Origin of the sequence: Streptomyces sp. NBC_01551 (assembly GCF_026339935.1) — a bacterium.
In the GTDB taxonomy this organism is placed as follows: domain Bacteria; phylum Actinomycetota; class Actinomycetes; order Streptomycetales; family Streptomycetaceae; genus Streptomyces.
In genome coordinates this window covers 3,944,061-3,968,483 of the sequence record NZ_JAPEPX010000001.1, presented here as the reverse complement: position 1 = coordinate 3,968,483, position 24,423 = coordinate 3,944,061, and the positions used below count along the sequence as shown (strand labels likewise).

Annotated in this window: 20 protein-coding genes; 1 reads left to right on the top strand and 19 read right to left on the bottom strand. The window is 67.0% G+C overall.

The genetic code is table 11. From position 1 onward, the window contains the following. Positions 1-5: 5 nt before the first annotated feature. From rpsS to rpsL, 11 genes are all read right to left on the bottom strand, one after another. Complete coding sequence (gene rpsS / locus OG982_RS17945) at positions 6-287, bottom strand: 30S ribosomal protein S19 (protein ID WP_266785550.1); 282 nt, start codon at positions 285-287, stop codon at positions 6-8. Between the two features lie 12 nt (positions 288-299). Then, the gene (rplB, locus tag OG982_RS17940; protein ID WP_030154695.1) at positions 300-1,136 is read right to left on the bottom strand and encodes a 50S ribosomal protein L2; all 837 of its coding nucleotides are present in this window, start codon (positions 1,134-1,136) and stop codon (positions 300-302) included. A 39-nt stretch (positions 1,137-1,175) separates the two neighbouring features. Beyond that, entirely contained in the window at positions 1,176-1,499 is a 324-nt protein-coding gene (gene rplW / locus OG982_RS17935; protein WP_030154694.1) for a 50S ribosomal protein L23, read from the bottom strand. Beyond that, a complete protein-coding gene (gene rplD / locus OG982_RS17930; RefSeq protein ID WP_031152736.1) occupies positions 1,499-2,149 on the bottom strand; it encodes a 50S ribosomal protein L4 in 651 nt (216 codons plus the stop codon). The genes rplW and rplD overlap by 1 nt, the downstream gene beginning before the upstream one ends. A gap of 5 nt (positions 2,150-2,154) precedes the next feature. Then, on the bottom strand, positions 2,155-2,799 hold the full coding sequence (gene rplC, locus OG982_RS17925; RefSeq protein WP_007265899.1) for a 50S ribosomal protein L3: 645 nt from the start codon (positions 2,797-2,799) through the stop codon (positions 2,155-2,157). Between the two features lie 14 nt (positions 2,800-2,813). Beyond that, positions 2,814-3,122, bottom strand: coding sequence for a 30S ribosomal protein S10 (gene rpsJ, locus OG982_RS17920; RefSeq protein WP_003948644.1), 309 nt, complete (start codon positions 3,120-3,122; stop codon positions 2,814-2,816). Positions 3,123-3,582: 460 nt separating this feature from the next. Then, a complete protein-coding gene (locus OG982_RS17915) occupies positions 3,583-3,942 on the bottom strand; it encodes a hypothetical protein (RefSeq protein WP_266948870.1) in 360 nt (119 codons plus the stop codon). Positions 3,943-4,144: 202 nt separating this feature from the next. Continuing rightward, a complete protein-coding gene (tuf, locus tag OG982_RS17910) occupies positions 4,145-5,338 on the bottom strand; it encodes an elongation factor Tu (RefSeq protein ID WP_037798043.1) in 1,194 nt (397 codons plus the stop codon). 148 nt (positions 5,339-5,486) lie between these two features. Further along, positions 5,487-7,619, bottom strand: a complete 2,133-nt coding sequence (gene fusA, locus OG982_RS17905; protein ID WP_266785555.1) for an elongation factor G — start codon at positions 7,617-7,619, stop codon at positions 5,487-5,489. Positions 7,620-7,658: 39 nt separating this feature from the next. Next, complete coding sequence (gene rpsG / locus OG982_RS17900; RefSeq protein ID WP_007265894.1) at positions 7,659-8,129, bottom strand: 30S ribosomal protein S7; 471 nt, start codon at positions 8,127-8,129, stop codon at positions 7,659-7,661. Positions 8,130-8,131: 2 nt separating this feature from the next. Further along, positions 8,132-8,503 (bottom strand): 30S ribosomal protein S12, encoded by a 372-nt coding sequence (gene rpsL / locus OG982_RS17895; RefSeq protein ID WP_007265893.1) that lies wholly within the window; start codon positions 8,501-8,503, stop codon positions 8,132-8,134. Positions 8,504-8,960: 457 nt separating this feature from the next. Between rpsL and OG982_RS17890 the strand changes: the two genes are divergently transcribed. Next, positions 8,961-11,537 (top strand): YfhO family protein, encoded by a 2,577-nt coding sequence (locus OG982_RS17890; RefSeq protein ID WP_266948869.1) that lies wholly within the window; start codon positions 8,961-8,963, stop codon positions 11,535-11,537. An 81-nt stretch (positions 11,538-11,618) separates the two neighbouring features. On the opposite strand, the gene OG982_RS17885 is transcribed toward OG982_RS17890, so the two are convergent. The 8 genes from OG982_RS17885 to rplK form a co-directional block, all read right to left on the bottom strand. Further along, positions 11,619-15,518 (bottom strand): DNA-directed RNA polymerase subunit beta', encoded by a 3,900-nt coding sequence (locus OG982_RS17885; protein ID WP_030230602.1) that lies wholly within the window; start codon positions 15,516-15,518, stop codon positions 11,619-11,621. A gap of 97 nt (positions 15,519-15,615) precedes the next feature. After that, positions 15,616-19,098 carry a DNA-directed RNA polymerase subunit beta gene (gene rpoB, locus OG982_RS17880; protein ID WP_266785560.1) on the bottom strand — a complete coding sequence of 1,161 codons (3,483 nt, stop codon included), beginning with the start codon at positions 19,096-19,098 and terminating at the stop codon, positions 15,616-15,618. 597 nt (positions 19,099-19,695) lie between these two features. Next, entirely contained in the window at positions 19,696-20,079 is a 384-nt protein-coding gene (gene rplL, locus OG982_RS17875; protein ID WP_266785562.1) for a 50S ribosomal protein L7/L12, read from the bottom strand. Between the two features lie 110 nt (positions 20,080-20,189). After that, positions 20,190-20,720: a 50S ribosomal protein L10 gene (rplJ, locus tag OG982_RS17870; protein WP_099889951.1), complete on the bottom strand. Its 531-nt coding sequence runs from the start codon at positions 20,718-20,720 to the stop codon at positions 20,190-20,192. A gap of 255 nt (positions 20,721-20,975) precedes the next feature. Continuing rightward, on the bottom strand, positions 20,976-21,800 hold the full coding sequence (locus OG982_RS17865; protein WP_266948868.1) for a hypothetical protein: 825 nt from the start codon (positions 21,798-21,800) through the stop codon (positions 20,976-20,978). Positions 21,801-21,944: 144 nt separating this feature from the next. Beyond that, on the bottom strand, positions 21,945-22,832 hold the full coding sequence (locus OG982_RS17860; RefSeq protein ID WP_266785568.1) for an LppX_LprAFG lipoprotein: 888 nt from the start codon (positions 22,830-22,832) through the stop codon (positions 21,945-21,947). A 200-nt stretch (positions 22,833-23,032) separates the two neighbouring features. Next, entirely contained in the window at positions 23,033-23,761 is a 729-nt protein-coding gene (rplA, locus tag OG982_RS17855; protein WP_266785570.1) for a 50S ribosomal protein L1, read from the bottom strand. A gap of 90 nt (positions 23,762-23,851) precedes the next feature. Further along, positions 23,852-24,286 carry a 50S ribosomal protein L11 gene (rplK, locus tag OG982_RS17850; protein ID WP_266785572.1) on the bottom strand — a complete coding sequence of 145 codons (435 nt, stop codon included), beginning with the start codon at positions 24,284-24,286 and terminating at the stop codon, positions 23,852-23,854. Positions 24,287-24,423: the final 137 nt, after the last annotated feature.

The following is a 24,423-nucleotide window of genomic DNA, read 5'->3' as shown; positions in this document are numbered from 1 at the left end:
CGCCTTTAGCGGCGCTTCGACTTCCGGTCGTCCTTGACGTGGCCGCGGAAGGTGCGAGTCGGCGAGAACTCGCCGAGCTTGTGGCCGACCATCGACTCGGTGACGAACACCGGGACGTGGGTCTTGCCGTTGTGCACCGCGATGGTGTGACCCAGCATGGCCGGGATGATCATCGAGCGACGGGACCAGGTCTTGATGACGTTCTTGGTACCAGCTTCGTTCTGTACGTCCACCTTCTTGATGAGGTGTCCGTCGACGAAGGGTCCCTTCTTGAGACTGCGCGGCATCTAAACCCGCTCCTAGCGCTTCTTGTTCGTCTTGCGGCGGCGGACGATGTACTTGCTCGAAGCCTTCTTCGGCGAGCGAGTACGACCCTCCTTCTGACCCCACGGGGAGACCGGGTGACGACCACCGGAGGTCTTACCCTCACCACCACCGTGCGGGTGGTCGACCGGGTTCATCGCGACACCGCGGACGGAGGGGCGAACGCCCTTCCAGCGCATGCGGCCGGCCTTGCCCCAGTTGATGTTCGACTGCTCGGCGTTGCCGACCTCACCGACGGTCGCGCGGCAGCGCGCGTCGACGAGACGGATTTCACCCGACGGCATACGAAGGTGGGCCATGGTGCCCTCCTTCGCCAGCAGCTGCACGGAGGCACCCGCGGAACGGGCGAACTTGGCGCCACCACCGGGACGGAGCTCGATCGCGTGGATCGTGGTACCGACCGGGATGTTGCGGAGGGCCAGGTTGTTGCCGGGCTTGATGTCGGCCGTGGGGCCGTTCTCAATCCGGTCGCCCTGGTTCAGACCGCGGGGAGCGATGATGTAGCGCTTCTCGCCGTCCGCGTAGTGCAGGAGCGCGATGCGCGCGGTGCGGTTGGGGTCGTACTCGATGTGCGCGACCTTGGCCGGCACGCCGTCCTTGTCGTGACGACGGAAGTCGATCACGCGGTAGGCGCGCTTGTGTCCACCACCCTGGTGGCGAACGGTGATCCGACCGGTGTTGTTACGGCCGCCCTTGCTGTGCAGCGGGCGAACCAGCGACTTCTCCGGCGTGGACCGCGTGATCTCGACAAAGTCGGCGACGCTGGAGCCACGACGGCCCGGGGTCGTCGGCTTGTACTTGCGGATACCCATTTCTCAGTCCTCGTCCGATTCCGGACGACTAGACCTCCGTTAGGAGGCCTGGCCGCCGAAGATGTCGATTCGGTCGCCCTCAGCGAGGGTCACGATGGCGCGCTTGGTGTCAGCGCGCTTGCCGAAACCGGTCTTGGTGCGCTTGCGCTTACCCTGACGGTTGATCGTGTTGACCCCGGTGACCTTGACCCCGAAGACCGCCTCGACGGCCTGCTTGATCTGAGTCTTGTTGGAGCCGGGCGCGACGATGAACGTGTACTTGTTCTCGTCCAGCAGCGCGTAGCTCTTCTCCGAGACAACCGGCTTGATCAGCAGGTCGCGCGGGTCAGTGAAGGTCTTGCTGGTAACGGTCGCCTCAGACATCAGGCGTCGCTCCCTTCGGTCTCATCGGCCTTGGGGCCAGACACGAAGGACTCAAGCGCGGCCTGAGTGAAGACCACGTCGTCAGAGACGATCACGTCGTACGTGTTCAGCTGGCCCGGCTCCAGGATGTGGACCTGGGGCAGGTTGCGGGCGGACAGCCACGCGGCCTCGTCGGCACGCTCGACGACCAGGAGCAGGTTCTTGCGCTCCGAGATCTTGCCGAACAGCGTCTTGGCGGCCTTCGTGGAGGCGGCACCCTCGACCACGCCGGTGACGACGTGGATGCGGGAGTGACGCGCGCGGTCCGACAGGGCACCGCGGAGGGCGGCGACCTTCATCTTCTTCGGGGTCCGCTGCGAGTAGTCACGCGGCTGCGGGCCGTGGACGACGCCACCGCCGGCGAACTGCGGCGCACGGGTCGAACCCTGACGCGCGCGGCCGGTGCCCTTCTGGCGGTACGGCTTGCGGCCACCACCACGGACTTCGCCACGGGTCTTGGTCTTGTGCGTGCCCTGACGGGCAGCAGCCAGCTGTGCGACGACGACCTGGTGGATCAGCGGAACGCTGGTCTTCGCGTCGAAGATCTCCGCGGGGAGCTCGACGGTACCGGCCTTGTCGCCTGCCGGCGAAAGGATGTCAATGGTGCTCATTAACCTCAAGCCCCCTTGGCCGCGGTACGGACCAGGACGAGGCCGCCGTTCGGACCGGGGACCGCGCCCTTGATGAGCAGCAGACCCTTCTCCGCGTCTACCGCGTGGATGGTCAGGTTCTGGGTGGTGACGCGCTCGTTGCCCATACGACCAGCCATGCGCATGCCCTTGAAGACACGCCCAGGGGTGGCGCAGCCACCGATCGAACCGGGGGAGCGGTGCTTGCGCTGCACACCGTGACCGGCGCCGAGGCCCCGGAAGTTGTGCCGCTTCATGACACCGGCGAAGCCCTTGCCCTTGCTGTTGCCCGTGACGTCAACCTTGACGCCGGACTCGAACACCTCAGCAGTGATCTCCTGGCCGAGCGTGTACTCGCTGGCGTCGGAGGTGCGGAGCTCCACCAGGTGGCGGCGGGGGGTCACGTCGGCCTTGGCGAAGTGGCCCTTGAGGGGCTTGTTCACCTTGCGCGGGTCAATCTCGCCGAAGGCGATCTGGACCGACTCGTAGCCGTCGATGTCGTTCGTACGGACCTGGGTAACGACGCAGGGCCCGGCCTTGACAACGGTCACCGGGACGACACGGTTGTTCTCGTCCCAGACCTGGGTCATGCCGAGCTTCTCGCCCAGGACGCCCTTGATCTGCTTTGCCATCTTCTCGACGCCTCTCAGAGCTTGATCTCGATGTCAACGCCGGCCGGAAGGTCCAGGCGCATCAGCGAGTCAACGGTCTTGGGCGTCGGGTCGAGGATGTCGATCAGGCGCTTGTGCGTGCGCATCTCGAAGTGCTCGCGCGAGTCCTTGTACTTGTGCGGCGACTTGATGACGCAGTACACGTTCTTCTCAGTGGGCAGCGGCACCGGGCCTGCGACCGACGCACCAGTGCGGGTCACCGTCTCGACGATCTTCTTCGCCGAGGAGTCGATGACCTCGTGGTCGTAGGCCTTGAGCCGGATGCGGATCTTCTGTCCCGCCATGGCTACTCCGTAGTCCTGTCTGTTGTGGAAACGCTCTGGCTCCCGGGCGGCTGTGGATCTCTCCACCGCTTCTCTCCGACCCACGCGGTCGGGCGTGTCGCACTCCCTCTACAGAAAATCCCCATACGGAAATTTCCCTCTTCAAGGGGGTGCGGTCCCAAGACCGCGATTCGGGGGAGAAACACCCACCGGGTGCCTGGTCGGCCCCGTGCTGACACTTCCCAGAAGATTCCCGTACGTCCGCCCCCATTGCTGCCCCGAGGGACAGATAGAGGCGACGAGTACTGTGGGACTCGCTTCCGGTCCTCCCGGCGGGAGGCGCGCAGCATCGGCACTCAACCGAGCAACTTGAGTAGTCTGCCATACGAGACGCGTACTGCGCCAATCGGGCGGAAAACAATACCCCTCCGCGCGGACACGTCAAACCGCGCCGCACCCCTGGATCCGTTGCGGAATCCGGTCAGGATCGCGAGATGACCCGGCAGTCCTCCTGCGTGTCGTCGACGGTCCGCTCGACCTGCTCGGCACCCGGCTTCGCCTGCACGAACGGGTAGACGAAGGAGTAGTCGGTCCGCACGTGGACCTGGCCCGGGCACTCGGCGCTCGCCTCCACCCGCATCCGGCCGCGGACCTTGACCGCATCACCCACGAGCTTGACCTCTGCGGGGTCGGCCCGGCTGAAGAGGTCCAGCGGGTCATGCGCCTCGGAAGGGGCCCTCAGCACCTCCTCCAGCGGCTCGATGACCCCTTCCGGCTCCGGGTCCGGCAGCTCCAGCCCCAGCGCCGCAGCCGCGGGCGGGAGCGGCAGCAGGTCGGCCACCAGATCCGACCGCAGGGCGTGTCCCCACCCGGAAGATCCGCGCGCGGCCCGCCATCGGCCCCGCGCCCTGCGACGGCGCAGCCTCTCGCACGCCCTCCCTGGCACGACGAAGGGCCCCTCCCCCGGCGCCGAAGCGTCGAAGGAGGGGCCCTTCTGTCAGACACGGTGCCCGCTCGCGCGGGCTACCAGGTCAGAACACGAATTACTTCGTGATCTTGGTGACCTGGCCGGCGCCCACGGTACGACCACCCTCACGGATGGCGAACTTCAGGCCCTCCTCCATGGCGACCGGCTGGATCAGCGCGACCGTCATCTCGGTGTTGTCGCCCGGCATGACCATCTCCGTGCCGGCCGGCAGGGTGACGACACCCGTGACGTCCGTGGTACGGAAGTAGAACTGCGGGCGGTAGTTGTTGAAGAAGGGGGTGTGACGGCCACCCTCGTCCTTCGACAGGATGTAGGCCTGGGCCTCGAACTCGGTGTGCGGCGTGACCGAACCGGGCTTGATGATGACCTGGCCGCGCTCGACGTCCTCGCGCTTGATGCCACGGAGGAGCAGACCGACGTTCTCGCCGGCCTGGCCCTCGTCGAGCAGCTTGCGGAACATCTCGATGCCGGTGACCGTGGTGGTGGTCTTGGCTTCCTTGATGCCGATGATGTCAACGGTCTCGTTGACCTTCAGGACACCGCGCTCGATACGGCCGGTGACGACCGTACCGCGACCGGTGATCGTGAAGACGTCCTCGACGGGCATGAGGAACGGCTTCTCGGTGTCACGCGGCGGCGTGGGGATGTGCTCGTCGACGGCCTTCATGAGGCCGAGGAGCTTCTCGCCCCACTCCTTGTCGCCCTCGAGCGCCTTGAGCGCCGAGACCTGGACGACCGGCAGGTCGTCGCCCGGGAACTCGTACTCGGAGAGGAGCTCACGAACCTCGAGCTCGACGAGCTCCAGGATCTCCTCGTCGTCCACCATGTCGGCCTTGTTCAGGGCGACGACGATGTACGGAACGCCGACCTGGCGGGCCAGGAGCACGTGCTCCTTGGTCTGCGGCATCGGGCCGTCGGTGGCGGCGACCACGAGGATGGCGCCGTCCATCTGCGCGGCACCGGTGATCATGTTCTTGATGTAGTCGGCGTGACCCGGGCAGTCGACGTGGGCGTAGTGACGCGCCTCGGTCTGGTACTCGACGTGCGCGATGGAGATGGTGATACCGCGCTGGCGCTCCTCAGGAGCCTTGTCGATCTGGTCGAAGGCCGAGGCCTCGTTCAGGTCCGGGTACGCGTCGTGCAGCACCTTGGTAATGGCGGCCGTGAGGGTCGTCTTACCGTGGTCAATGTGACCGATGGTGCCGATGTTGACGTGCGGCTTAGTCCGCTCGAACTTCGCCTTCGCCACGGGGTCCTCCTGGAGAGTGGTTCTGTACGCCTTACTCATCGGCGCCAGGTGATCTTTGCTGGAAAGCCGGCCCCTCCGGGGCAACGGAGGGTTACTCCTGTTGCCCCAGAGGCTCCGGTGACAAGCCTAAAGCGTGTACTCGGAAGAGTTACTCGCCCTTGGCCTTCGCGATGATCTCCTCGGCGACGTTCCGGGGAACCTCGGCGTAGGAGTCGAACTGCATCGAGTAGCTGGCGCGACCCGAGGTCTTGCTGCGGAGGTCGCCGACGTAGCCGAACATCTCCGAAAGGGGCACGAGGCCCTTCACGACGCGAGCACCGTGACGCTCCTCCATGGCCTGGATCTGGCCACGGCGGGAGTTGATGTCACCGATGACGTCACCCATGTAGTCCTCGGGCGTGGTGACCTCGACGGCCATCATCGGCTCCATGAGCACGGGGGACGCCTTGCGCGCGGCCTCCTTGAAGGCCTGCGAACCGGCGATCTTGAACGCGAGCTCGGAGGAGTCGACCTCGTGGTAGCCACCGTCGAGAAGCGTGACGCGGACGCCCGTCATCTCGTAGCCGGCCAGGATGCCGAACTGCATGGCCTCCTGCGCACCGGCGTCGACCGAAGGGATGTACTCCTTCGGCACGCGGCCACCGGTGACCTTGTTCACGAACTCGTACGCCGGGCCGTCGGCCTCGGTGATCGGCTCGATCGCGATCTGCACCTTGGCGAACTGACCGGTACCACCGGTCTGCTTCTTGTGGGTGTAGTCGTGACGCTCGACGGTCCCGCGGATCGTCTCGCGGTACGCGACCTGCGGCTTGCCGACGTTGGCCTCGACCTTGAACTCGCGCTTCATACGGTCGACCAGCACCTCGAGGTGCAGCTCGCCCATACCGCCGAGGATGGTCTGGCCCGTCTCCTCGTCCGAGTGAACGTGGAAGGAGGGGTCCTCCTCCGCCAGGCGCTGGATGGCGACACCCAGCTTCTCCTGGTCACCCTTGGACTTGGGCTCGATGGCGACCTGGATGACCGGAGCCGGGAAGTCCATGGACTCCAGGATCACGGGCTGCTTGTCGTCACACAGCGTCTCACCGGTGGTGGTCTGCTTCAGGCCCATGACGGCGACGATGTCGCCGGCGCCCACCGCGTCGATCTCTTCACGCTTGTTGGCGTGCATGCGGTAGATCTTGCCGATGCGCTCCTTCTTGCCCTTGACGGAGTTCAGCACCGAGGTGCCGGCCTCCAGGCGGCCCGAGTAAACCCGGACGAAGGTGAGCTTGCCGAGGTGCGGGTCGCTCATGATCTTGAACGCCAGCGCCGCGAGGGGCTCCTCGTCGGACGGCTTGCGCTTCACGATGGCCTCGGCGTCGCGGACGTCGTGGCCCTCGATGGCCTCGATGTCCAGCGGCGACGGCAGGTAACGGACGACGGCGTCGAGCAGGGGCTGAACGCCCTTGTTCTTGAACGCCGTGCCACAGAACACCGCGGTGATCGTGGGCTCGCCCTTGCCCTTGCCGGAGCCGAGGATGATGCGACGGACGGCGGCGTGCAGCTGCTCCACGGACGGCTCGTCGCCGTTCAGGAAGAGCTCCATGATCTCGTCGTCGTTCTCGGCGACGGTCTCGACCAGCTTGCCGCGCCACTCTTCAGCGGCCTCGGTGTGCGTGGCCGGGATGTCGACGATGTCGTACATCTCGCCCTTGGTCGCCTCGGCGGACCAGACGAACGCCTTCATCGTGACGAGGTCGACGACACCCTGGAAGTCGGCCTCGGCACCGATGGGGAGCTGCATGACGATCGGAACCGCACCGAGGCGGTCCTTGATCATGTCGACGCAGCGGTGGAACTCGGCGCCGGTACGGTCGAGCTTGTTGACGAAGCAGATGCGCGGGACGCCGTAGCGGTCCGCCTGACGCCAAACGGTCTCGGACTGCGGCTCCACACCGGCGACACCGTCGAACACGGTGACGGCACCGTCGAGGACGCGGAGCGAACGCTCCACCTCGACCGTGAAGTCAACGTGACCCGGGGTGTCGATGATGTTGATGGTGTGGTCGACGTCCTCGAGCGGCCAGTGGCAGGTCGTCGCGGCAGACGTGATCGTGATGCCGCGCTCCTGCTCCTGCTCCATCCAGTCCATCGTGGCAGCGCCGTCGTGGACCTCACCGATCTTGTAAGACACACCGGTGTAGAACAGGATGCGCTCGGTGGTGGTCGTCTTGCCCGCGTCGATGTGGGCCATGATCCCGATGTTGCGGACCTTGGCCAGGTCAAGCGAAGTGGTAGCCATAAGGCTTCGGTCTTCTCTCGGTCTCGATGTGGGGTGGGACTACCAGCGGTAGTGCGCGAAGGCCTTGTTGGACTCGGCCATCTTGTGCGTGTCCTCGCGCTTCTTGACGGCAGCGCCAAGACCGTTGGAGGCGTCGAGCAGCTCGTTCATGAGGCGCTCGGTCATGGTCTTCTCACGACGGGCGCGGGAGTAACCCACGAGCCAGCGGAGGGCCAGGGTCGACTGGCGACCCGGCTTGACCTCGACGGGGACCTGGTAGGTCGCGCCACCGACACGGCGGGACTTGACCTCGAGGGACGGCTTGACGTTCTCCAGCGCGCGCTTCAGCGTGATGACCGGGTCGTTGCCGGTCTTCTCGCGGAGGCCTTCCATGGCGCCGTAAACGATGCGCTCGGCGGTGGAGCGCTTGCCGTTCAGGAGGATCTTGTTGATGAGCGACGTCACCAGAGGAGATGCGTAGACCGGGTCGATGATGACCGGGCGCTTCGGGGCGGGGCCCTTACGAGGCATTCTTACTTCTCCTTCTTGGCGCCGTAGCGGCTGCGGGCCTGCTTGCGGTTCTTGACAGCCTGGGTGTCAAGCGCACCGCGGATGATCTTGTAACGAACACCCGGCAGGTCCTTCACACGGCCACCACGCACGAGCACGATCGAGTGCTCCTGCAGGTTGTGTCCCTCACCCGGAATGTAAGCGGTGACCTCGATGCCGGAGGTCAGACGCACACGCGCGACCTTACGGAGCGCCGAGTTCGGCTTCTTCGGGGTGGTCGTGAACACACGCGTGCAGACGCCGCGACGCTGGGGCGAGGCCTCAAGCGCGGGAGTCTTTGTCTTCTCGACCTTGTCCTGCCGGCCCTTACGGACCAGCTGCTGGATCGTAGGCACTACTTCTCCGGTTTCTGTGTGCCGTGTAGTGAAGCTAACCTGGAACTTTGCCGACCCACGCGGTCGGGTGTGTCGGATCCGGCGGACCTCCGCGCAAGCACGGAAACGCATGGATCGCGGTGGCCGATTCGACTCGCGTGCGGTTGATGGACACGCACGGGAGCCCAGGCACACCCCAGGCACAAGGTCTGAGCGTACCTACCGCATCCACTCCGGTCAAAACAAAAGCCCCGGCGCACCGCGGGCCCGGAGCGCCCCGCATGCCCGCAGGCCAGACGCCGCACGGCCGACGGCCCCGCGCCGTGCCGGCGTGGCAGGGCGGATGTGCGGAAGTCGTTCGGGTGTGGTACGGACACTCGCGCGAGCGACACCGCTCGACCCGCCCCGGGGCCGTCCCGAGAACTACACTGCCTCAGCGATTCATCCCGAATTACACGACTCACCAGGGAGTGGGACATTGGGGACGGTCACCTCGGGCAGCCCGGATCCCGTGACGGCCGAGGGCCCGTCGGCCCGCGCCCCCGGATCCGGTCCCGGCCCGGGCTCCGGGTCGCGCCGCCTCGGCCGGCTCCCGCGGCTGCCCCGGCTGTCCCAGCTGCCCCGGCTGTCCCAGCTGCCCCGGCTGTCACGGCTGTACGGGCCGCTGCTCGCCTTCGTGATCACCGCGGGCGCCTTCTGCACGGCCTGGGCCCTCCGCGGCGGCTACCCCTTCGGCGGCGCCGGGCACGCCGTCAACGACCAGGCCAACCAGTACGTTCCCTTCCACCGCGGCCTCTGGGACCTGGTGCACGGCCGGGCCGCCGGCGACCTGCTCTTCACCTGGCGCGGCGGCTTCGGCCAGCAGTTCCTGGCCGACTACCACACGTACCTCGCCAACCCCTTCTCCTGGCTGGCCGTGCTGGTCCCGCGCGACCACGTGGACCTGGCCGTCTTCGCCGTCACCCCGCTCACCATGGGCACCGCCGCCGCCCTCATGGCCGGGTACCTCGGCAAGCTCCAGTCCGGCCCGTGGTGGCAGCGCGGGATCCTCGGCGCCTGCTACGGCCTGTGCGGCTGGGCGCTCAGTGACGCCTCGTACATCCCGATGTGGCTGTGGGGCCTGGTCGCCCTGCCGCTGCTCGGGATCGCCGTCGAGTGGTGCCTGGAGGGCCGCCGCTGGCCGGGCGCGACGCTGCTCGTCGCGCTCGCCTGGTTCGGCAACTTCTACACCGCGATGATGGCGACGATGGCCGCCTGCGTGCTGCTCGGGATCCGGCTGCTCACCCGCGAGATGACCGGCCGCGAGCGGCTGCGCGCGCTGGGGCGGGCCGCGAGCGCCGCGGTGACGGGGATCCTGCTCACCCTCCCGCTCCTGCTGCCGTCGTTCCTGGCCAGCGGGGACGCGCAGCCCACGCGGGCCGGCGCCTTCGACCCGGTGCGGCTGGACGCGTTCCTGACGGGGCTGCTCCCGGCCACCCACCTGTGGGGCGGGCGGCCCCGGCTGTACGTGGCCTCGCTCGGCCTGATCCTGGCGGGAACCTTCGTACTCAACACGGCGATCGCACGCCGGACGCGGCTGGTGTGGGCGGCCGCGACGCTGCTGGTGCTCGCCTCGTTCCAGTTCCCGCCGACCCAGTACGTGTGGCACGGGCTCGCCGTCCCGAACGGCAACCCGTACCGCGAGACGTTCGTGTTCAGCGCGATGGTGGTGGTCCTCGCCTGGCTGGCGCTGGCCCACCGGCCGCGCCCGCTGCACCTGGCGGTCTGCGCCGCGCTGCTGGTGGCGGCCGCGTTCGCGCTCCGGCGCACCGACGACTTCGGCGGCTGGACCTGGCCCGCCGTGCTGGGCGGCGGGGCGCTGTCGCTGTCGGCGCTGCTCCTTCTGGGGCTGGGTTCGGGGGGAGGGCGGGGGCACCGCGTGCTGGTCCCGGCGGCGGCCGTGCTGATGGCCGGGGTCGTCTTCGCCGAGTCCACGGCCGCGGCCGCGAACGCCGACGCCCGGCGGGCCCGGGAGCGCTGGGCGAAGCCCGCCGTCACGTCGGGCGCCTCGATCTCCCGGCACTACGACGCCGTCCGACGGGTGGACGGCTGGCCCGCGTACCGGACGGATTCGGGCGCGCCGCAGACCTCGTACAACGACGCCCTGGCGCTCGGCGCGGAGGGGCCGCAGTACTACAGCAGCTACCTCCCCAAGGCGACGTACCGGGCCCTGGAGCCCCTCGGATACGGCTTCAAGAACGACGGCCGGACCTTCTTCGGCGCCGACAACCCGGTGTTGGACGCGATCTTCTCCATCGGCGCGCGGGTCCGCCCCGGAGCCGCGCCGGGCACCTGGACCGCCTCGCGCTTCCCCGCCCCGCCACTGGTCACGGTCCGCTCGGCCCCGTACACCTCGCCGAACCCGGCGGACAGCGTCTACGCCCGCCAGGAGAACGTCCTCGGCGCCACCGTCTACCAGGTCCCGCAGGTGAGCCGGGGCGGTACCGCCACCGCGCAGACCTACGAGGCCAGGTGTGCGCCGGGCTCCGAGGCGTACTGGTACTCCCCCACGATCTACGGCACGGCCCTCTCGGACGGCACCCGGCGCCGCCTGGAGGACCGCATGACCGGCGTCCTGCCCCTGGGCCCCGTCCCCGCCTCCGGCCGCGTCACCGTGGCGGTCCACACCCTGACGGCCGGCGCCACCGCCGGGGACCACCCCGTCGGCTGCCTGGACCGCACCCGCCTCGACGCGGCGGTCCGCCACCTCACGACGACGGGCGCCACCTCGGTCAAGACGGGCGGCCACACCATCGAAGCCACCCTCCCGCGCGCCGCCACGGGCACCGCCGTCTTCGCCGTCACCTCCACCCCGGGCTGGCACTGCTCAGCCCCGATCACCGACTTCCACGGCCTCCTCGCCCTCCCCGTCCCCCCCGACGGCTCCCCCCTGACCTGCACCTTCACCCCGAAGGGCCTCCCCCCGGGCCTGGCAGCCGCCACTCTGGCCCTCCTCACCCTGACCTCGGTCGCCACCACGACCCTCGTCCGCCGCCGGCGCACCCGCGACGCCTGACGGCTCGCGGACAGCGCGCGAACACGAAGAAGCCCCCCGCCGCTCCTCTCGGAGCGACGGGGGGCTTCTTCACACGAGCTGTCAGCCGTTGTACGGGCCGTAGTCGTAGTCCTCCAGCGGGACAGCCTGGCCGGAGCCGGTGCCGAAGGGCGAGTAGTCGATGTCGTCGTAACCGACGGCCGAGTACATCGCGGCCTTGGCTTCCTCGGTGGGCTCGACCCGGATGTTGCGGTAGCGGGACAGACCCGTACCGGCCGGGATGAGCTTACCGATGATGACGTTCTCCTTGAGGCCGATGAGGCTGTCGGACTTGGCGTTGATCGCCGCATCCGTCAGGACTCGGGTCGTCTCCTGGAAGGAGGCGGCCGACAGCCAGGATTCCGTCGCCAGCGAGGCCTTGGTGATACCCATCAGCTGCGGACGGCCGGAGGCGGGGTGACCGCCCTCGGTGACCACACGACGGTTCTCGGTCTCGAACTTCGAGCGCTCGACGAGCTCGCCCGGCAGGAGCTCCGCGTCGCCGGACTCGATGATCGTCACGCGGCGCAGCATCTGCCGGATGATGATCTCGATGTGCTTGTCGTGGATCGACACGCCCTGCGAGTTGTAGACCTTCTGGACTTCGCCGACCAGGTGGACCTGGACGGCACGCTGGCCGAGGATGCGCAGCACGTCGTGCGGGTTGGTGGCACCCATGGTGAGCTTCTGGCCCACCTCGACGTGGTCGCCCTCGTGCACGATGACCTTGGCGCGCTTGGAGATCGGGAACGCCGTCTCCTCGCTGCCGTCGTCGGGCGTGATGACGATCTTCTTCGTCTTCTCGGTCTCCTCGATCCGCACGCGGCCGGCGGCCTCGGAGATCGGGGCGACACCCTTCGGGGTACGGGCCTCGAAGAGCTCGACGACACGCGGCAGACCCTGCGTGATGTCGTCACCGGCCACACCACCGGTGTGGAAGGTACGCATCGTCAGCTGGGTACCGGGCTCACCGATGGACTGGGCGGCGATGATGCCGACCGCCTCACCGATGTCGACCAGCTTGCCGGTGGCCAGCGAGCGGCCGTAGCAGAAGGCACAGGTGCCGACCGCGGACTCGCAGGTCAGGACCGAGCGGGTCTTGACCTCCTCGACGCCGTTCGCGATGAGGGCGTCGATGAGCACGTCACCGAGGTCCACGTTCGCCGGCGCGATGACCTTGCCGTCGATGACGACGTCCTCGGCCAGCATGCGGGCGTACACGGAGGTCTCGACGTCGTCCGCCTTGCGCAGGACACCCGCCTCGTCCTTGACACCGATCTTGAGCTTGAGGCCGCGCTCGGTGCCGCAGTCCTCCTCGCGGATGATGACGTCCTGCGAGACGTCCACCAGACGACGGGTGAGGTAACCCGAGTCGGCGGTACGCAGGGCGGTGTCCGCCAGACCCTTACGGGCACCGTGCGTGGAGATGAAGTACTCCAGAACGGTGAGGCCCTCACGGAAGGACGCCTTGATCGGACGCGGGATGGTCTCGTTCTTCGCGTTCGACACCAGACCACGCATACCGGCGATCTGTCGCATCTGCATCATGTTTCCTCGGGCACCCGAGTCAACCATCATGAAGATGGGGTTCGTCTTGGGGAAGTTCGCGTTCATCGCCTCGGCGACCTCGTTGGTCGCCTGCGTCCAGATCTGGATGAGCTCCTGAGTGCGCTCTTCCTTGGTGATCAGACCGCGCTCGTACTGCTTCTGGACCTTCTCGTCCTTGGCCTCGTAGCCCGCGACGATTTCCTTCTTCGCCTCGGGAACCACGACGTCGGAGATGGCCACGGTGACGCCCGAACGGGTCGCCCAGTGGAAGCCGGCCGCCTTCAGGTTGTCGAGCGTCGCCGCCACGATGACCTTGGGGTAGCGCTCCGCCAGGTCGTTGACGATCTCGGAGAGCTGCTTCTTGCCCACCGAGTAGTCGACGAACGGGTAGTCCTCGGGCAGCAGCTCGTTGAAGAGCGCACGACCCAGCGTGGTCTTCAGACGGAAGCTGTCACCCGGCTGGAACTCCTGCTCGCCCTCTTCGGCGACCGGCGCGACCCAGCCGCGCGGCGGGATGGTGCCCACCGGGAAGCGGATGTCGACGGACGACTGCAGCGCGAGCTCGCCGGCGTCGAACGCCATGATCGCCTCGGCGGTCGAGCCGAACGCGCGGCCCTCGCCCTTGACGTCACGGAGCTCACCGTCGGTGGTCAGGAAGAACAGACCGAGGACCATGTCCTGGGTCGGCATCGTGACCGGACGGCCGTCGGCCGGCTTCAGGATGTTGTTCGAGGACAGCATCAGGATGCGGGCCTCGGCCTGCGCCTCCGCGGAGAGCGGCAGGTGCACGGCCATCTGGTCACCGTCGAAGTCCGCGTTGAACGCGGTGCAGACGAGCGGGTGGATCTGGATGGCCTTGCCTTCGACCAGCTGGGGCTCGAAGGCCTGGATGCCGAGACGGTGCAGCGTGGGCGCACGGTTCAGCAGCACCGGGTGCTCGGCGATGACCTCTTCGAGCACGTCGTACACGACCGTGCGGCCGCGCTCGACCATGCGCTTCGCCGACTTGATGTTCTGCGCGTGGTTCAGGTCGACCAGGCGCTTCATCACGAACGGCTTGAAGAGCTCCAGCGCCATGGCCTTGGGCAGACCACACTGGTGCAGCTTCAGCTGCGGACCGACGACGATCACGGAACGCGCGGAGTAGTCCACGCGCTTGCCGAGGAGGTTCTGACGGAATCGACCCTGCTTGCCCTTGAGCATGTCGCTCAGGGACTTCAGCGGACGGTTGCCGGGACCGGTCACCGGACGACCACGACGACCGTTGTCGAAGAGGGCGTCCACGGCCTCCTGAAGCATGCGCTTCTCGTTGTTCACGATGATCTCGGGGGCACCGAGGTCAAGGAGACGCTTCAGACGGTTGTTGCGGTTGATCACGCGGCGGTACAGGTCGTTCAGGTCGGAGGTCGCGAAGCGGCCACCGTCCAGCTGCACCATCGGACGCAGGTCCGGCGGGATGACCGGCACGCAGTCGAGCACCATGCCCTTGGGGCTGTTGCTGGTCTGCAGGAACGCGGAGACGACCTTGAGGCGCTTGAGCGCACGGGTCTTCTTCTGGCCCTTGCCGGTACGGATGATCTCGCGGAGGCGCTCGGCCTCCTCCTCGAGGTCGAAGGACTCCAGGCGCTTCTGCAGCGCCGCGGCGCCCATCGAACCGTCGAAGTACGTGCCGAAGCGGTCGCGCAGCTCGCGGTAGAGCAGCTCGTCGCCCTCGAGGTCCTGGACCTTGAGGTTCTTGAAGCGGTTCCACACCTCGTCGAGGCGGTCGATCTCGCGCTGGGCGCGGTCACGGAGCTGCTTCATCTCGCGCTCGGCGCCTTCGCGCACCTTGCGGCGCACGTCGGCCTTCGCGCCCTCGGCCTCGAGCTCGGCCAGGTCGGTCTCGAGCTTCTTGGCACGGCCTTCGAGGTCCGCGTCACGGCGGTTCTCGATCTGCTGGCGCTCGACGGAGACGTGGGCCTCCAGCGACGGCAGGTCGCGCTGACGGCGCTCGTCGTCGACGAACGTGATCATGTACGCGGCGAAGTAGATGACCTTCTCGAGGTCCTTCGGCGCGAGGTCCAGCAGGTAGCCAAGGCGCGACGGGACGCCCTTGAAGTACCAGATGTGGGTGACGGGAGCGGCAAGCTCGATGTGGCCCATCCGCTCACGACGCACCTTGGCGCGCGTGACCTCGACGCCACAGCGCTCACAGATGATGCCCTTGAAGCGGACACGCTTGTACTTGCCGCAGTAGCACTCCCAGTCCCGGGTAGGACCGAAGATCTTCTCGCAGAAGAGTCCGTCCTTCTCGGGCTTGAGGGTGCGGTAGTTGATGGTCTCCGGCTTCTTGACCTCGCCGTGCGACCAGGTTCGGATGTCGTCCGCGGTGGCAAGGCCGATCCGCAGCTCGTCGAAGAAGTTGACGTCGAGCACTGTGCGTCAATCCCTCTTTCGGGGTCGAGTCTCAATCATGGTCTGAACGGTCCCGGGGATGACGGGGGGCTCTTGAGCGAGCCCCCCGTCAGGCCCGTCAGACCTCTTCGACGCTGCTCGGCTCGCGCCGGGACAGGTCGATACCGAGCTCCTCCGCCGCGCGGAAGACGTCCTCGTCGGTGTCGCGCATCTCGATGGACATGCCGTCCGAGGACAGCACCTCCACGTTGAGGCAGAGCGACTGCATTTCCTTGATGAGCACCTTGAAGGACTCGGGAATGCCCGGCTCGGGGATGTTCTCGCCCTTGACGATGGCCTCGTAGACCTTCACGCGGCCGGTGACGTCGTCGGACTTGATGGTCAGCAGCTCCTGGAGGGCGTAAGCGGCGCCATAAGCCTCAAGCGCCCACACCTCCATCTCACCGAAGCGCTGGCCACCGAACTGCGCCTTACCACCCAGCGGCTGCTGCGTGATCATCGAGTACGGACCGGTCGACCGGGCGTGGAGCTTGTCGTCGACCAGGTGGTGGAGCTTGAGGATGTACATGTACCCGATCGAGATCGGGTCCGGGAACGGCTCGCCGGAGCGGCCGTCGAACAGGCGCGCCTTGCCGGACGGCAGGACCAGGCGGTCACCGTCGCGGTTCGGGATGGTGTGCTCGAACAGGCCGGCGAGCTCGTCCTCGCGGGCACCGTCGAACACGGGGGTGGCGACGTTGGTACCGGGCTCGACACGGTCGGCACCGATGACCTTCAGACGCTCGGCCCAGTCCTCCGCGAGGCCGGAGACGTCCCAGCCGCGGCTGGCGAGCCAGCCGAGGTGGATCTCCAGGACCTGTCCCGGGTTCATTCGGGACGGGACACCCAGCGGGTTCAGGATGATGTCGACCGGCGTGCCGTCCTCAAGGAAGGGCATGTCCTCGATCGGAAGGATCTTGGAGATGACACCCTTGTTGCCGTGGCGGCCGGCGAGCTTGTCACCGTCGGTGATCTTGCGCTTCTGGGCGACGTAGACGCGGACCAGCTGGTTCACGCCCGGGGGAAGCTCGTCGCCCTCCTCGCGGTCGAAGACGCGGACACCGATGACCTTGCCGATCTCACCGTGAGGAACCTTGAGCGAGGTGTCACGCACCTCGCGGGCCTTCTCACCGAAGATCGCGCGGAGCAGGCGCTCCTCCGGGGTCAGCTCGGTCTCACCCTTGGGCGTGACCTTGCCGACCAGGATGTCGCCGGCGACGACGTCCGCACCGATGCGGATGATGCCGCGCTCGTCGAGGTCGGCGAGGACCTCTTCGGAGACGTTCGGGATGTCCCGGGTGATCTCCTCGGGGCCCAGCTTGGTGTCACGGGCGTCGACCTCGTGCTCCTCGATGTGGATCGAGGAGAGGACGTCGTCCTGCACGAGGCGCTGCGACAGGATGATCGCGTCCTCGTAGTTGTGGCCTTCCCACGGCATGAACGCGACGAGCAGGTTCTTGCCGAGGGCCATTTCGCCCTCTTCGGTGGCCGGGCCGTCGGCGAGGACCTGGGCCTCGACGATCCGGTCACCCTCGTTGACGATCACCTTCTGGTTGACCGAGGTGCCCTGGTTCGAGCGGGAGAACTTGGCGACGCGGTACGTGGTGTACGTGCCGTCGTCGTTGGCGACGGTGATGTAGTCGGCCGAGACCTCCTGGACGACACCGTCCTTCTCCGCCTTGATCGAGTCACCGGCGTCGACCGCACAGCGGTACTCCATGCCGGTGCCGACGAGCGGCGCCTCCGCCTTGATGAGCGGAACGGCCTGGCGCATCATGTTCGCGCCCATGAGGGCACGGTTGGCGTCGTCGTGCTCCAGGAAGGGGATCATCGCGGTCGCGACGGACACCATCTGGCGCGGGGAGACGTCCATGTAGTCGACGTCGTCGCCGGCGATGTAGTCGATCTCGCCACCACGACGGCGGACGAGGACGCGGTTCTCGGTGAAGCGCATCTCGTCGTTCAGCGCGGCGTTCGCCTGGGCGATGACGAAGCGGTCTTCCTCGTCGGCGGTCAGGTAGTCGACCTCGTCGGTGACGACACCGTCGACGACCTTGCGGTACGGGGTCTCGACGAAACCGAACGCGTTGACGCGACCGTAGGACGCGAGCGAGCCGATCAGACCGATGTTCGGGCCTTCAGGGGTCTCGATCGGGCACATGCGGCCGTAGTGCGACGGGTGAACGTCACGGACCTCGAAGCCGGCCCGCTCACGGGACAGACCACCGGGACCCAGCGCCGAGAGACGACGCTTGTGCGTCAGACCCGACAGCGGGTTGTTCTGGTCCATGAACTGCGACAGCTGGCTGGTGCCGAAGAACTCCTTGATGGAGGCGACGACCGGCCGGATGTTGATCAGGGTCTGCGGCGTGATCGCCTCGACGTCCTGCGTGGTCATGCGCTCGCGCACGACGCGCTCCATACGAGCCAGACCCGTGCGGACCTGGTTCTGGATGAGCTCGCCGACGTTGCGCAGACGACGGTTGCCGAAGTGGTCGATGTCGTCGGTCTCGACGACGATCGAACGGCCCGACTCACCGATGGTCTCGGTCTCGCCCGCGTGGAGCTTCACGAGGTACTTGATCGTCGCGATGATGTCGTCGGTGGTGAGCACACCGGCGTCGAGCGGCTCGTCGGCGCCGAGCTTCTTGTTCACCTTGTAGCGGCCGACCTTCGCGAGGTCGTAGCGCTTCGGGTTGAAGTAGAGGTTCTCGAGCAGCGTCTGAGCGGCCTCGCGGGTCGGCGGTTCGCCCGGGCGCAGCTTGCGGTAGATGTCGAGCAGCGCGTCGTCCTGCCCCTGGGTGTGGTCCTTCTCCAGGGTGGCGCGCATGGACTCGTACTCGCCGAACTCCTCGAGGATCTGCTCGGTGGTCCAGCCGAGAGCCTTCAGGAGGACGGTGACGGACTGCTTGCGCTTGCGGTCGATGCGGACACCGACCATGTCGCGCTTGTCGACCTCCATCTCCAGCCAGGCACCCCGGGACGGGATGATCTTGGCGGAGAAGATGTCCTTGTCGGACGTCTTGTCGATGGAGGAGTCGAAGTAGACACCGGGGGAACGGACGAGCTGCGACACCACGACACGCTCGGTGCCGTTGATGACGAAGGTGCCCTTGTTGGTCATGAGCGGGAAGTCGCCCATGAAGACCGTCTGAGACTTGATCTCTCCGGTCTCGTTGTTCGTGAACTCGGCCGTGACGAACAGCGGAGCCGCGTACGTGAAGTCGCGCTCCTTGCACTCGTCGACAGAGTTCTTCGCCGGCTCGAAACGGTGGTCGCGGAAGGTCAGCGACATCGACCCGGAGAAGTCCTCGATCGGCGAGATCTCCTCGAAGATCTCTTCCAGACCGGACTTGGTGGGGACGTCCTGTCCACTCTCAAGCGCCGACTCGACGCGAGACTTCCAGGCTGCGTTACCGAGCAGCCAGTCAAAGCTCTCGGTCTGCAGCGCCAGGAGGTTCGGAACCTCGAGGGGCTCCTTGATCTTTGCAAAGGAGATGCGCAGCGGGGCGGTGCTGGCACCGGTGTTCGTATTGGTCGAGGCGTTGCGCGAGGCGGCCAAGAGGGGGTCCTTCCGAGGGCTCGGACTCACTACGCGCGTACCGGTCCCAGCTGACACAGAAGACAGGCCGCCCAATCCGGCCGGAAAGACCAGGTCAAGGCGTATCAATCAAGTGTGCTCGAGCGTGGGCATGCCCCTGGCGACGGGCAGGGGGCAGCTAACAGGCAGCGCAAAGGGTCAGTGTAGCCACTCGGCTCACTGATGTCCAGACCAGGTTTCCGGAAACCGGCAACAGGCCTTCCCCATGTCGTTTAAAACGAACCAATCCTGCGTCTCACGCTGCGACCCTCGAACACAGAGCGCGTATCAGTACTGCCCTCTTCGTAGTCGATCCATACCTCGGATCCTCGATCAGTGCCTCGGATCTCGGATCGCGGGCGGGCCGATCTCACAACGGGACTGAGAATTGCGCGCCGCGTGCCGTTCGTCAAGGCCCCCTGCTCCGAGCGGATCATCTCCGGACCCTGCTTCGAGGCAACGAAGATCACCCTACTCCCCAACGAGACCAGGGCAAGTCAGGCACTGCGGGTACGCCAAAGGGCGACCACCCTTACGGGTGATCGCCCTTCGAAGAGGCCTCAGAGGGCCTCAGAGGTGTTACTTGACCTCGACGCCGGCGCCGGCGGCCTTGAGGGCCTCGGCGGCCTTGTCAGCGGCCTCCTTGTTGACCTTCTCGAGGACCGGCTTCGGGGTGCCGTCGACGAGGTCCTTGGCCTCCTTCAGACCCAGGGAGGTCAGCTCGCGCACGACCTTGATGACCTGGATCTTCTTGTCGCCCGCACCGGTGAGGATGACGTCGAACTCGTCCTTCTCCTCCTCGGGCTCAACGGCGGCACCGGTGCCGGCCGGACCGGCAACGGCGACGGCGGCGGCGGCGGTGACGTCGAACTTCTCCTCGAAGGCCTTCACGAACTCGGAGAGCTCGATGAGGGTCATCTCCTCGAACTGGGCGAGGAGGTCGTCCTGAGAGAGCTTCGCCATGATGGGCGATCCTTCCACTAAATCGGCAGGTGCCGGATGTATATAGAGGCGGGCGTAACGGCCCGCTACGACCCACGCACTAGGCGGCGTGGATCAGTGCGCGAGCCGAATTACTCGGCACCGCCCTGCTCGGCGAGCTTGACGCGAAGCGCTTCCGCGGTGCGGACGAACTTCGACGGCAGCGCCTGGAAGAGCGAGGCAGCCTGGGACTGCTTGCCCTTGAACGCGCCGGCCAGCTTGCTGAGCAGAACCTCGCGGGACTCGAGGTCCGCAAGCTTCTTGATCTCATCGGCGGTGAGCGCCTTACCATCAAGGACACCCGCCTTGATGATGAGGTTGGGGTTTTCCTTGGCGAAGTCACGCAGGCTCTTCGCCGACTCCACCGGGTCACCGGTGATGAAGGCGACCGCGGTCGGACCAGCGAAGTGCTCGTCCAGCGCGGTGATCCCGGCCTGGTTGGCCGCAATCTTGGTCAGCGTGTTCTTCACCACGGCGTACTGGGCGTTCTCACCGAGAGAGCGACGCAGCGTCTTGAGCTGCGCGACGGTGAGACCCCGGTACTCGGTCAGCACGGCGGCGTTCGAGCTCTGGAACGCGTCCTTGAGCTCGGCTACCGATGCAGCCTTGTTGGGCGTCGGCATGGTGCGTTCGCCTCCTTCCGGGTGATGAGGACCGCTCAGAAGGGGCTGACATGCGAAACGCCCCGGCGCAGGCGCCAGGGCGTAGCTCGACCGGAACGAATCCCGGGAGCTTTCCAAGGTCACCTGCGCAGGACGTCCGCGATCAGCGGATCCTTCGGCCACCGAACCCTTGCGGGCACGGCAACGACCAGCGGTCTTTGGCTTCCGGGGAAGACTACGTGAAGGGGTCGAGCCGAGGCAAATCGGCCTCGGCCGTCAGGAGCCGGAGCCCTTCATGAGGTCGTCGAAGGAGATCACGTCGTCCGCCGCCGGGGCCGCGATCGCCGGGACGCTGCCGTAGTCGGAGAACTTCGCCGTGGTCCTGCTCGCCCCGTCCTTGTCCGTGCTCACGGCGTCGACGCGGACGGGGTAGCCGTCGGCGCCGATCCACACGTCCGCCTCGAAGGCCGTGAGGTGCTTCACGGCCTCGTGGAGGTAATCGCGGTTCTTCTGCTCCATGACCTTGCCGCTCTCGTCCGCCTTGAGCAGGTCCTCGTGGGTGAGGACGGCCTTGAAGTGCCGGGTCTCGGTCCCGCCGGCCTTCTCCGTCCCGACGAGCGTGAGCTTCTCCTGGCCCAGCAGCATCGCCAGGTACTCGGCCGGGTCCTCGTTCAGCCGGACGCCGGGCTTGCCGTCCTTGGCCAGGTCGATCCTCATCCAGGTCTTGCCGTCGACCGGCTTGTCCATCTGCGTGTAGACGGTGTCGCCGATCATGGTCGAGCGGTGCGGCTTCTCACCGCCCGTCAGCGTGATGTCGTGCGTGGACGGGTACCAGCCCTTGGTCCCGGACTGCCCCGTGGTCTTCCCGTCCGCCCCCGCGGTCGACAGCTCGGCCTTCGCGAAGCCGGCCTTCACCGTCTTCAGGTACGACGCCTTCACGGCCTCGGCGGGCGTCTGGGCGGCCTCGGAGGCCCCCGCCTTCCCGTCCCCGCCGGCCTTGCCCGCGCCGGCCTTGTCGCCGCCGCAGGCCGTGAGGCCGCCCACGAGCAGTACGGCGCCCGCCATGGCGGCGCCGACCCGTGTCCGGACAGCCTTGTTCATCTGGTCTCCCCCATGTGTGGATCTCTGTACGGCTCCACGACCCTACGCGGAAGATCAAAAATCCCCACATCCACGACGAAACCGGGCCCCCCGGCTCCCGGAAGGGAGGCGGAGGGCCCGGTCTCGAGCGTGCGCGGGGCGTGGTCAGGCGCTGCCCGCGCCGCCCGAGCCCTTCATCATCTCGCCGAGGTCCATGACCTGGTCGGCCGGCGGCGCGGCCACGTCGACCGGCTTGTTGACGTCCAGGAACTTGATGGTGACGTCCATCGGGCCGGTGGTGCCCTGGCCCTGGGTGCGGACCTGCTTGACCTGGTCGGCCTCGTCGATCCAGATGTCCATCGTCAGGCTCTTGATGCCCTGCTCCTCCAGCGCCTTGATGTTCTTCTCCTGGCGCTCCTTGGCCTCCGGAGTCGAGGCGGCGCTGCGGGCCCGCATCTCGTCGAGCGTGACGGTGCCGGCCAGGTGCGTCGTCTTCTGCCCGTCGACGGTCTCCTCGCCGACCGTCTTGAGGTCCTTGGAGGCGCTCAGGCTGTCGGCCGTGTCGGCCGGGTTCTGGCCCTGCTGGGCGGAGCCGAGCGAGTCCAGCTCCTTGGCCTGCTCCGGGGCCAGGGCCTTGAGGTCGAACTTCAGCCACTTGCCCTCGGCGCCCATGTACATGGCGCCGTCGACGAGGCGGATCTGCACCTTCTCGCCCGGCTTCTCGGGCGATTCCATGGTCATCGACATGGCCACCGTGGGCTTGATCCGCATGGCGGCCTCGCCGGTGATGCTCTCGCCCGCGGCCTTGCCGGAGATGGTGTAGCGGAGGGAGGTGATCTCCTCGGACTTCTTCTTCGTCTTCTCCAGGTACGCGGCCGGCGTCACCCCCGCCGGCTGCTTCGCGGACGCGGACGGGGACGGGGACGCAGGCGCGGACGCGGACCCCCCGTTGTCCTTCTTCGCGTTCTTCCCGTCCTCGCACGCGGTGGCGCCGCCTGCGAGCAGAAGGGCGGCCAGGACGGCGCCGACGGTCTTCTTGCGGTATGCGTTCACTTGTTTCCCCACCCCTGGGTGCGCAAGGCAGCGACGCTCCGGGCGGTCTCGCCCGTGATGCTGCCAGCACTGACTGTACGTCTTGCCACTGACACTAATCGCACAGGGTTCGCACAGGAAACGAAAAACGGGCCCGTCGCCCCCGGGAAGGGGGCGACGGGCCCGTTCAACAGATCAGTGAGCCGTCAGGCCCGAACCGATCAGACCGCGGCCGGGTCTTCCTCGACGAGGAGGTTCCGGGTGCGGTTGGAGTCCAGCTGGATGCCGGGGCCCATCGTGGTGCTCAGGGCGGCCTTCTTGATGTAGCGGCCCTTCGCGGCGGACGGCTTCAGACGGAGGATCTCGTCCAGGGCCGCGCCGTAGTTCTCGACCAGCTGCTCATCGGAGAAGGAGACCTTGCCGATGATGAAGTGCAGGTTCGAGTGCTTGTCGACGCGGAACTCGATCTTGCCACCCTTGATCTCGGTGACAGCCTTCGCGACGTCCATCGTGACGGTGCCGGTCTTCGGGTTCGGCATGAGGCCACGGGGACCGAGCACGCGGCCGAGGCGGCCGACCTTGCCCATGAGGTCCGGGGTGGCCACAACGGCGTCGAACTCGTTCAGGCGGTTGCCCTTGGCGATCTCGTTGATCAGCTCGTCGTCGCCGACAATGTCGGCGCCGGCGGCTTCCGCGGCCGCAGCACGGTCACCGGTCGCGAAGACCAGGACCCGGGCGGTCTTGCCGGTGCCGTGCGGGAGGTTCACGGTGCCACGGACCATCTGGTCGGCCTTGCGCGGGTCGACACCCAGGCGGAAGGCGACCTCGACGGTGCCGTCGAACTTGGTCGTGGAGGTCTCCTTGGCGAGACGGACGGCCTCGAGCGGGGCGTACTGCTTCTCCCGGTCGACCTTGGCGTCCGCAGCGCGGAGAGTCTTGCTGCGCTTCACTTCTGCTCCTGTGTTTTTTCTTCAGGCGTGGAGTCGTGGTGCGGACCAGCGCTTGGTCCTACCACTGGTGGTACGGGGGGTGTGGCTGGATCAGCCTTCGACCGTGATGCCCATCGAGCGCGCGGTGCCGGAGATGATCTTCACGGCGGCGTCGATGTCGTTGGCGTTCAGGTCGGGCATCTTCAGCTCGGCGATCTCGCGGACCTGGGCGCCGGTGAGCTTGGCGACCTTGGTCTTGTGCGGCTCGCCGGAGCCCTTCTCCACGCCCGCGTGCTTCAGGATGAGGCGCGCGGCCGGCGGAGTCTTGGTGATGAAGGTGAAGGAGCGGTCCTCGTAGACCGTGATCTCCACCGGCACGACCATGCCACGCTGCGACTCGGTCGCGGCGTTGTAGGCCTTGCAGAACTCCATGATGTTGACGCCGTGCTGACCGAGCGCGGGGCCGACCGGCGGAGCCGGGTTGGCCGCACCGGCCTTGATCTGGAGCTTGATAAGCCCCGTGACCTTCTTCTTCTTGGGAGGCATTGCTCTCTCCGGGTCCTAGTGAGAGTTTTCGCCGCCAATCCGGTCATCCGGATGGAGGCATACCGCACCACGATAACGGGTATCGGAGCGGGGCTAAAAACCGAGCAGGTCAGACCGCCCTTCACGGGGCGATCTGA